The 10,231-nt window shown below is 63.2% G+C and carries 9 protein-coding genes; 7 read left to right on the plus strand and 2 right to left on the minus strand.

All coding sequences use genetic code 11. The features are described from left to right. The first annotated feature begins 1 nt into the window (after position 1). The 6 genes from VIO10_RS00480 to VIO10_RS00505 all read left to right on the plus strand — a co-directional run bounded on the left by VIO10_RS00480 (position 2) and on the right by VIO10_RS00505 (position 7,651). Positions 2 to 799, plus strand: coding sequence for a biotin--[acetyl-CoA-carboxylase] ligase (locus VIO10_RS00480; protein WP_331957893.1), 798 nt, complete (start codon positions 2 to 4; stop codon positions 797 to 799). Between the two features lie 96 nt (positions 800 to 895). Continuing rightward, on the plus strand, positions 896 to 3,013 hold the full coding sequence (fusA, locus tag VIO10_RS00485) for an elongation factor G (protein WP_331957895.1): 2,118 nt from the start codon (positions 896 to 898) through the stop codon (positions 3,011 to 3,013). Positions 3,014 to 3,090: 77 nt separating this feature from the next. Continuing rightward, a complete protein-coding gene (locus VIO10_RS00490) occupies positions 3,091 to 3,303 on the plus strand; it encodes a DUF2905 domain-containing protein (RefSeq protein ID WP_331957898.1) in 213 nt (70 codons plus the stop codon). Positions 3,304 to 3,307: 4 nt separating this feature from the next. Continuing rightward, positions 3,308 to 5,536 carry a sensor histidine kinase gene (locus VIO10_RS00495; protein ID WP_331957900.1) on the plus strand — a complete coding sequence of 743 codons (2,229 nt, stop codon included), beginning with the start codon at positions 3,308 to 3,310 and terminating at the stop codon, positions 5,534 to 5,536. A gap of 52 nt (positions 5,537 to 5,588) precedes the next feature. Beyond that, a complete protein-coding gene (lpxC, locus tag VIO10_RS00500; protein ID WP_331957902.1) occupies positions 5,589 to 6,866 on the plus strand; it encodes a UDP-3-O-acyl-N-acetylglucosamine deacetylase in 1,278 nt (425 codons plus the stop codon). Between the two features lie 50 nt (positions 6,867 to 6,916). Continuing rightward, complete coding sequence (locus tag VIO10_RS00505) at positions 6,917 to 7,651, plus strand: SDR family oxidoreductase (RefSeq protein ID WP_331957904.1); 735 nt, start codon at positions 6,917 to 6,919, stop codon at positions 7,649 to 7,651. Here VIO10_RS00505 and VIO10_RS00510 read toward each other — a convergent pair. Next, positions 7,648 to 8,745 (minus strand): peptidylprolyl isomerase, encoded by a 1,098-nt coding sequence (locus VIO10_RS00510; protein WP_331957906.1) that lies wholly within the window; start codon positions 8,743 to 8,745, stop codon positions 7,648 to 7,650. The two genes, VIO10_RS00505 and VIO10_RS00510, sit on opposite strands and share 4 nt — an antisense overlap. A 134-nt stretch (positions 8,746 to 8,879) precedes the next feature. On the opposite strand from VIO10_RS00510, the gene VIO10_RS00515 reads away from it, so the two are divergent. Continuing rightward, the gene (locus tag VIO10_RS00515) at positions 8,880 to 9,065 is read left to right on the plus strand and encodes a hypothetical protein (protein WP_331957908.1); all 186 of its coding nucleotides are present in this window, start codon (positions 8,880 to 8,882) and stop codon (positions 9,063 to 9,065) included. Here VIO10_RS00515 and VIO10_RS00520 read toward each other — a convergent pair. After that, complete coding sequence (locus VIO10_RS00520; RefSeq protein WP_331957910.1) at positions 9,050 to 9,862, minus strand: NRDE family protein; 813 nt, start codon at positions 9,860 to 9,862, stop codon at positions 9,050 to 9,052. The two genes, VIO10_RS00515 and VIO10_RS00520, sit on opposite strands and share 16 nt — an antisense overlap. Between the last annotated feature and the right edge of the window lie 369 nt (positions 9,863 to 10,231).

A 10,231-nucleotide genomic window follows, 5' to 3' on the forward strand; every position in this document is an offset into this window, starting at 1 on the left:
AATGCCTCAGAATCCATATCTTGCCAGCGAACGCGGCGCGCCCGGCCGCATCGGCTGGCGGATTCATTATTTCGCCGAAATCGATTCCACCCAGGAAGCTGCGCGCGAGCTGGCCGCGGGCGGCGCCGACCAGGGCACCGCGGTGATCGCGGAGCGTCAGAGTGCGGGGCGGGGCAGGATGGGCCGCACGTGGCATTCGCCGCCCGGGGTCAACCTATACACGACGATAATCCTCCGGCCGCCGATTCCACTGGCCGACGTGCCTTGCTTAAGTCTGGTGGCCGGAGTCGCGGCGGCCGAGGCGCTCGAGCGCGACGCGCCGGGGATCGTTGCGCTCAAATGGCCCAACGACGTATGGCTGCGCGGACGCAAGGCGGGCGGCATAATCGCCGAGGCGGTGACCGACGCGCGCCAGGAACTCGACTGCGTGCTGCTGGGCATCGGAATCAATATCAATCTCGCGACGGACGACATCCCGCCGGAGCTGCGCGACAAGGCGACCTCGATGCGGATCGCGACCGGGCATCCATGCGATCGGATTGCGATCGCCGATTCGCTTTTTAATCGGCTCGACTCCCGCTATATGGAAACCCTGACGCGCGGCTTCGAGTCGGTTCGTCCCGCGTGGGAACGCTACTCGGCGCTGACCGGCAAGCGCATCGCAATCGTGGACGGCGGGCGGCGCCAGTCGGGCGTGGTCAGGGGAATCGACGGGACAGGTGCACTGCTGCTAGACATCGGAGACCGGGTCGAGCGAATCGTCGCGGGTGAGGTGAGCGTGGAAGGGGCGTACGAGTAGCGGTATGTGATCGACGCGAAATAAACTGCATCGAGCGGGGGCGCGGCGCCCTGGAATCGGCGCTGGTCCCGCCGGGCAGGCTGAGAGGTACTCTCTATGGCTGTTGAGGAAATCGGACGGCTTAGAACTATCGCAATCGTGGGCCAGGGCGGGACCGGCAAAACGCAGGCCGCCGATGCGATGCTCTTCAGCGCGGGCGCGACGGCGCGATTGGGGCGGCCCGACGACGGCTCGGCGGCGATGGACTTCGAGCCCGAAGAAATCAAGCATCACATTTCGATCAGTTCTGCGTTTAATCATCTCAACTGGAAAAAAACCGAAGTAATTCTAGCCGACACGCCCGGCTACGCCGCTTTCCTGCCCGAAACGATCACGACTTTGCGCGCGGTGGACGGGGTGGTGATGCTGATAAGCCCGGGCGCCGACACCAAGGTTGAATCGGAAAAAATCTGGGCCGCGACCGAGGAACTCAAACTGCCGCGGATCGCGTTCGTGTCGCGGCTCGATCGCGAGCGCACCAGCTTCGACGCCGCGATGAAGGACCTCGAAAAGGTTCTTGGCGCGCGCGCCGTCGCGCTGACGATCCCGATTGGCGAAGAACTCGGCTTCACGGGCGTGGTCGACGTGCTCGCGATGAAGGCGCTCAGCTACGCCGACGCCAGCGGCAAATTCAAGGAAGAGGAATTGTCGGCCGAGCTGAAGGCTCGCGCGGAAACGGCGCGCACCGCGTTGCTCGAGGCGGTCGCCGAGACCGACGATACGCTGCTCGAAAAATATCTCGACAAAGGGACGCTCGACGACGCTGAAGTTCGCGCGGCGCTGCACGCGGCCGTGGTCGGGCGCAAAATCACGCCGGTCTTCTGCGGATCGGGGGCAAAGAATATCGGCATCGGGCCGCTGCTCGACGCCGTGACGACGTATCTGCCCGCGCCCAACGAACGGCCTCCGGTGGAATGCCAGAATCCGGCGACCGGCGAGCCGGTAAGCCGTCCCGCCGATCCGGCGGCGCCGTTCGCCGCGCTGGTGTTCAAGACGATCATCGACCCGTTCGCCGGCAAGCTCTCCATCTTCCGCATCATTTCGGGCCGCGCTCAGACCGACGCGGGTGCGTTCAACTCGACCAGAGAATCGAAGGAGCGCTTCGGCCAGTTGCTGCGGCTCGAGGGCAAGAAGCAGTCTCCGATCGCCGCCGCGATCGCGGGCGAGATCGTCGCCGTCGCCAAGCTGAAGGACACCACCACCGGCGACACTCTATGCGACGAGAAAGCGCCGGTGCTGGTGATGCCGCCGCTGACGCGTCCGGCGGCCGTGATGTCTTTCGCAATTCGTCCAAAGACCAAGGGCGATGAGGAGAAGTCGTCGTCGGCGCTACAGAAGCTGATCGAGGAGGACCTCGCGCTGGAAATGCATCGCGATCCGCAAACCCACGACATCATTTTGTCGGGCACCGGCCAGATGCATATCGAAATCACGGTCGAGAAGCTGCGCCGGAAATTCAACGTGGACGTCGAGCTTCAGGCGCCCAAGGTTCCTTACAAGGAAACCATCAAGGGACGCGCCGAAGCGCAAGGCAAGTACAAGCGTCAATCGGGCGGCCGCGGCCAATACGGGGATTGCTGGCTCAAGATCGAGCCGATGCCGCGCGGCAAGGGCTTCGAGTTCGTGGATAACATCGTGGGCGGCGTGATCCCGCGCAACTTTATTCCGTCGGTCGAAAAGGGCGTGCGCAGCACGCTGGTCGAAGGACATCTGGCCGGTTATCCGATGGTGGACGTCAGGGTAACCGTATTTGACGGCAGCTATCACGATGTCGATTCGTCGGACATGGCGTTTCAGATCGCAGCCTCGATGGGCTTCAAGGCAGCGCTGGAGAAGGCCAAGCCGATCATTCTCGAACCGATCGTCGCGGTCGAAGTTGCGTGTCCCGATGAATGCATGGGCGACGTAATTGGCGATCTGAACTCGCGTCGCGGCAAAGTGCTCGGGATGGACAGCAAGGGCAATGGCCAGGTGATCAAGGCGCAGGTGCCGATGTCGGAGGTGCTGAAGTACGCGCCCGACCTGCGCTCGATCACGTCGGGCCGCGGCTCCTTCGAGCAGCACTTCTCGCATTACGAGGAGGCGCCGGCGCCGGTCGCGGAAAAAATCATCAAGGAGACGCTCGCGGCGCGGGAGGCCGCCGGCGCCAAATCGCACGCGCACGCCCACGCATAACGCCCGCAGCAGGGCGGGGCGGCCGGGTATTGCAAGGGCCGTCCGTCTTGTACAATCGGTGCTGAGTCAGCTCTGCGATGGCGCCGATAGGAAAAAGCCTGGTCTTCGCCGGTATCGCGATTGTGGTCGTGGGACTGGCGCTGTGGGGATTGTCGTCGGCGCCATATATAGGCAGGCTGCCCGGCGACATCTACCTCCGTCGCGGCAACTTCAGCTTCTATTTTCCGCTCACCACCTGCATTCTTGTCAGCATCGCCGCGACCTTGCTGTTTTCGCTGATGAGGCATTGACGACTTGGCAGCGGAAAGACCCGTAAGCCCGCATCGGCTTGCAGAGCGCAAGCGGCGCCGTCGCGAGCTGATCGCCGTCGGAGTTGCCGGCGCGACGCTGGTCGCGTTTGTACTGGCGCAGACCGAGTTGCCGCCGCTGACGCGTCACACCTCGCTGGGCTCCAATCTGGCGGTCATCTCGCTCTTCAACCTGAGTTTTTTGCTGCTGGGATTGATGCTGTTCCTGGTCGGACGCAATCTCGCCAAGGTCATCTTCGAGCGCCGCCGCGGATTGATTGGTTCGAAATTCCAGGCCCGGCTGGTCGCCGGATTCATCGCCGTCGCGCTGATCCCGAGCGCGTTCATGCTTTACGTGTCGGGCGTGTTCCTGCACGCCGACATCAACAGCTGGTTCAATCCCGAGTACCAACAAATTCTCAATGACTCGCTCGAGATCGCCAAGACTTACTATCTGAACTCGGCCAACAACGCATCGCATTTCGCCCGCGTGCTGGCAGGGGAGATCTCGGCGCGGGGCCTGCTCGCGCCGCAAAGGCGCGACGAGCTCAAGGCGTTCATCAACAAGCGCCAGGAGGAATACAACCTCGGCACCATCGAGGTATTCTCCGCCGATCGCAAACTGCTGCTGATCGACATCAGTCCCAAGACGCCCACCGGCATCGGCGCGTCGCCCGATTCGCCGATCATCTCGCAAACGCTGAAGGGACAGGCGCTCACTCGCACCGACCGGCTCGGCGACGCCGACGTAATCCGCGGCTCTGCGCCGATTTACGTCTCGAGCGAAACCGACAACGTGCTCGGCGCGGTGCTGGTCGACTACTATCTGCCGCGCAGCCTGGCGACGCGCGCAACCAACATTTCGCGCGTATCCGAGGACTACTTCCAGCTGCGAATTCTTCGCCAGCCCATCATGAACAGCTACCTGCTGACGCTGGTGCTGATCGGGCTGGTGGTGGTAACGCTGGCGAGCTGGTTCGGAATATTTCTTTCCCGCGGAATCACCGGCCCGATCAAGCTGCTGGCACGCGGGACGCAAGCGGTCGCCGGCGGCGATCTCAATTTCCGCATCCCCGCCGTGGGCGACGACGAGATCGGGCATCTGGTCGATTCCTTCAACCAGATGACTGCCGATCTGCGCGCTTCCGCCGCCGAACTCGAGCGCCGGCGCCAGTACACGGAGACTCTGCTGCGCAACGTGTCGGCGGGCGTCGTCGGGCTGGACCATGACGGCGTCGTCACCATGATCAATCCATGCGCCGAGCGGCTGCTCGATCTGAGCGCCGCCGCGGTTATCGGCCGCAACTACCAGGGAGCGTTTCCGCCCGCGCTGGCCCGCGCGCTCGACGACGTGTTCGCCTTCGCCACGCGTCCCCGCGAGGCGCGCTTGACCGTCAAGCTCGAAGCCGCGGGCGGCGAGACCGAGCTGATGATGACCGCCAGTCCGCTGGGCGAGACCCCCGGCGAGCCGGCCGGAACGGTGCTGTTCTTCGAGGACGTCAGCCAGATAGCGAAGGTCGAGCGGATGGAGGCGTGGCGCGAAGTCGCGCGCCGAATCGCGCACGAAATCAAAAATCCGTTGACACCAATCCAGCTTTCAGCCGAACGGCTTCGGCGCCAGCTCGGCGCGCGTCCGGGAATCGAATCCGCGCTGGTCGAGGAATGCACGCGAACGATCATCGGCGAAGTCGAGGATCTGAAGGGGCTGGTCAATGAGTTCTCGGCGTTCGCGCGGATGCCGCATTTGAATCCGGTTCCCGGTGACATCAACGCGCTGGCCGGCGAGACCGTCGCGAATTTCCGCGCGGCGCATCCCAACGTCGAATTCGCGCTGGCACTCGACCCCGCGATTCCGCTCATCCCGATCGATCGCGAAGCGATGAAGCGCGCGCTAGTCAACCTGCTGGACAATGCCGTCGCCGCGGCGACCAGCGTCAGTCATAACGGCGCTGGCCCGTTGATCGAGGTGCGCAGCCATCGCCGGCCCGACAATTCAATTGTAACTCTCGAAGTCGCGGACAACGGCCCCGGCATCGATCCACGCCTGCGCACGCGCATTTTCGAGCCGTACTATTCGAGCAAAAAGGGCGGCACCGGTCTCGGCCTCGCGATCGTTTCTGCGGTCGTGACCGACCATCACGGCTTCGTCCGCGTGACCGATAACCAGCCGCGTGGAAGTAGATTTGTGCTCGAGTTTCCCGTAAAATTCCAGCCATTCGCAAAGGCGATCGGCTGATGCGATCCTTTCCGCGCCGCAACGAAACGCGATTTCCCGGAGAAAATTTGACGTGAATGAGACCGTGTTGGTCGTGGATGACGAGGAGCGGATTCGGTCGGCATTGCGTGGAATCCTGAGCGACGAGGGCTTTCGGGTCGTCGATACCGGCCACGCCCCCAATGTGATGGAGCTGATTGCGCGCGAGAGTCCTGCGATCGTTCTGCTCGACGTGTGGATGCCCGAAATGGACGGCATCGAGTTGCTGCGGCGGATCAAATCCGAGCAGCCCCGCGTCCCGGTGATCATGATTTCAGGCCACGCCAATATCCAGAGCGCGGTCGCGGCGACCAAACTCGGCGCCGCCGATTTCATTCAGAAGCCGTTCTCGGTCAGCGGATTGCTCGCTTCAATCGCGCGTGCGCTGGAGGGTGACTCCGCCGGGCCGGATCCGTCCAACCCGCGCGGCCTGAGCGCGCAGCTTCGCGCCGCCGGCCGCAAAGCAATCTGCGCCGGCGCGATCCCGCAGCGAACCGTCGCACGTTCGATCGTGACGGGCGGGCAGGGGCTTCACACCGGGCTCAAGACCGGCGTCATACTTCATCCGGCGCCGCCGGGATTTGGAATCGTATTCACATCGCTCGCCGACGAGACTGCCATTTCAGTCCGTTTCGAGAACGTCACCGACACCGGCTACAACACCACGCTGACCAGCGGCGGCCGCTCGGTCCGCACCGTCGAACATCTGCTGTCGGCGCTGCACGCGTTTGCAATCACCAACCTCCTCATCAAGACTGACGACGAAGTCCCCGCGCTCGACGGCTCGGCGCTCGAGTTCTGCAAACAGATCGGCGAAGCCGGACTCACCGAGCAGGACGCGACCGTCGAACCGATCAGAATCAAACACAAGATCATGATCGGAGAGGAAGGCGACGGGCTCGAATTTATAAAGGCCGAACCCGCCGACCATCTGATAATCGACTACACGCTCGATTACCCCAAGCCGATCGGCATTCAGCAGTTGCACTTCGAACTTACTTCGCCCGACGCATACACCCGCGAAATTGCGCCGGCGCGCACCTTTGGCTTCGTGCGCGAGTTCCGCAAGCTCGCCGAATTCGGCCTCGCCAGCGGCGGCCGCCTGGACAACTTGATCCTCGTCGATGACGACAAAGTCGTGAACACCACGCTTCGCTTCCCCGACGAATTCGCGCGCCACAAGGTCCTCGATCTGATGGGCGATCTCTATCTGCTCGGGCGCCCGCTGCATGCGCATGTCACCGCGTCGAAGACCGGGCATTCCGACAACCTCGCGCTGGTCAAGGCGATTCACGCGTCGCTGCAGAGCTGAACCGCGCGCGAATAGCCGCGCCGGTTGATCTGGCGGCGCAAACCTCCCGCATGAACCTCAAGGGAAAAGTTGCCCTGGTAACTGGCGCGAGCCGCCGCGTCGGACGCGCGATCGCGATAAAATTTGCCGGCCACGGGGCTTCGGTCGCGGTTCACTATCGCAGCTCGCAGGCCGAAGCGGACGCAGTCGTCGCCGAGATCGCGGGGATGCGCGGCAAGGCCCGGGCATTTGGCGCCAATCTCGAGAACGTCGCCGAAATCGAGAAGCTGATCGCCGGCGTGCTCGACGCGTTCGGCCGCATCGACATCCTCGTCAACTCGGCTTCGGTCTTCGCGCGCAAACCGCTCAGGCAAATCACCGAGCGCGACTGGGACGCAACCCTCGATACCAACCTCAAGGCGCCGTTCTTTCTGTCGAAGTTCGCAGGCGCTGCGATGCGCCGCAACGGCGCGGGAAAAATCGTCAACCTCGGCGATTGGGCCGCGACCCGCCCGTACAAGGACTACCTGCCGTATTCGGTCTCCAAGAGCGGGCTGATTGGGCTGACGCGGGCGCTTGCCAAAGAGCTTGCGCCCGAGGTGCAAGTGAACTGCATCGCGCTGGGGATGGTGGCGCCGCCCGAGGAATACAGCAAACGCGAAGTAGAGCGGCTGGTCAGCCGCACGCTGACAAAAACAATGGGCTCGCCGGAAGACGTCGCACGCGCCGTGATCTTCTTTTGCGAGGCCACCGACTTCGCCACCGGCGCGACCCTGGCGCTCGACGGCGGCCGCCTGCTGGGCTAGGGCTCGGGCTGCGCGGGTTTGGCTTTCGCGGCGCCGCTCGCGCCGGGCGGATTCTTGAACTCGACCTTCGCGCCCTTTGAGATTTTCTTGAGCAGCGCCTTCACCACCGCGTCCTGATTTTGGTCGAGGATGAACATCGCGATTTTCGCCTTCACCTCGGCCAGCGGCGCAATCGTTTCGCCGCGCCGCGAAGTCACTTTGATAAAGCTGTAGCCGAGACTCGACTCGAGGATTTGGGTCAGCTTTCCCACCGGCGTCGCGAACACCATCTTGTCCACCACCGGTGGCAACTGCCCGGGCCGAAAGTAGCCCAGCTCTCCCCCCTTCGCCGCGGATTCCGTGTCCTCGGAGTTTTGCTTTGCGAGCGCGGCGAAGTCCTTGCTCTTGAGCGCCTGCTTGTAGAGCTTGATTATTTTTTCGGCCGCCGCTTTCTTCTGCGTGTCAGTCGCGTTGGGCGGGAACTTCACGGCTATATGCGCGATCTGCACTTCGCCCGGATCCTTGACGAACAGGTCGCGATGCTCCTGGTAGTATTGATTGATCTGCGCGTCGGTGGGCTGCACGTGATGCGCCCGGAATTCATCGTCGAGCATTTTCTCGATCAGCATCGAGCCCCGCACCGCGTTCATCAACTGCGCGTCCGGGGCGCCTTTCTGGGGGACGCTCTGGCCCTCCGCCCCTCCAATCTGGAACTCGCGCGCGCGCTGCGCCACTTCGGCGTCGGGAAAAGCGATCTTGCGTTTCTCCGCCTCCTGCAGCAGTAGTTCGCGGTTGATCAGGTTTTCGCCCGCATCGCGAAACACCGCCTTGGATTCTTCGGTGCTGGTTGCGTTGATCATCCGCCCTTCGGTCTTCGCGTAGTCGGCGATTTCCGCCGCCGTAATCGGGGCGCCGTTGACGGTGACCACCACCGGGTCTTTCGGATCGGGCTTGACCAGCGGAATGATGCCGAGGAAGCGTTGCTGCCAGCCGAGCGCTGACTGCCCCAGTTGCGCGCGGATTGGACGGGCGGTTGCGGCAACGAAAGCGATGCCGATCGCGACAATTAGACAGGCAATCGGGTTTCGGCGCGAGCTTGGATGGCAAATGTGCATCAATTCAAAACTCCCAATCGGTCCCCGTCCGCCGACGGCAACGTGTTCGATGAACCCACCGCGTATACTCGCAGGCGCCTCGGCGTCAAGGGAATTGTTTTGATTCACGGCCGCAGCCTGCGGGGAGATTCGCGATGGCGCAATTGCGCACGGTGAGCATGGTCTTCGCGATAATCGCGAGCGTCGTCGCGATAGCCGCGGGCTTCATCCTGTTTTTCCTGTTCGAGCCGCCGTTTCTTGCGTCGATTTTTCTCGCCTCGGCGCTGATCGCGATCGGATGCTTTGTGCTGGCGGGCATCGCCGCTTACTTTGGTCCCTGAGCCGCGCTCGGAGCGCGCGGCACTATTGCCAGACCATACGCCGTTCGGCACGGCGGCCCCGGCGCGAAGTAGTGAGTGATTTCAGGCCTGTCGCCGCGCATGAAGATCAAACTCGACGACCGCGTGCCGTAATTATCGAGGTGCAAACACAGCGCGTTGGACCGTCCGCCTGCGGCGGTGCCGACCGCGGCGGCGCCGATGCGCGGATCGAGCTGCGTATTGTGGTCGGCCAGCAACGCTGCCAGCGCGGCGCGCTGTCCGATCGGATCGCGCTGGAAATCGGCGCGATTGCCCAGTTCCGCGAACTTGTCGTACGACGCGCTTATTTTCGGGCATTCGAAATCATCCACGTCGAGATTGGTCAGCAGATGCAGCCCGGGCTTGAGTGCGACAACTTCGATCGAGGCGCCGCGGTTGTAAGCGACGAACCCCTCGGTCCGCGACACCATCAGCAGGTTGAATGGATTGTAGTCGGAGCCGCGCTCGCGGGCGGCGAACTCCGCCGCCTCCGCCGCGGTCCGGCGCCGCAGAGCGTCCAGGCACAGCCACCCGCGCGATCGCGCCTGCGGATTGCCGCCATTGCCGGCGCGCCGATTCAGCAGCCCCGCGACAATTCCGTACTCGCTGATTCCGAGCCAGGTGCCGCCCGCCTTGAGATCTTTGCCGCCGACTACGTGCGGGCTTTCCAGCAGGGTGGTCGGGTCGCCGGCGGGGCGGTCAAGGAATTCATCGCGATTCGCGGCGATCACCACCGGAAATTTGCGTGTCGCCTGAAAGTAAATCGCCAGCGTGCACATCAAAATAAAATTGGCAGCCCGCTGCCCCTCCGCACAAGACCCATTTCTCGAATCTTACTTCGCCCGTTATTTCACGGGACCTGCCACGGCCACACGGCAGCCGGCCGCAACGCGGACGCCAGGTGAGGGTTCTGCGCCGCATCTGCTTCTTTTGTGTCATCCCGAGTACAGCCGAGGGACCCCCGATCTTTTCTTTACCTCTCTTGTCAGGGAGAGGCCGCGTTGCGTACCGTGGCCTGCACCCCGAAAACTCAGCCGAAATGAGGTAGAGTCCGTCGCCTGAAAAGGAGACGGACAATGAAAGGGAGTCGCTTCAGCGAGGAGCAGATCATCGGGGTGCTGCGCGAACACGAGGCCGGGGCAAAGACC

The sequence above is a fragment of the Candidatus Binatus sp. genome (assembly GCF_036567905.1).
GTDB lineage: Bacteria > Desulfobacterota > Binatia > Binatales > Binataceae > Binatus.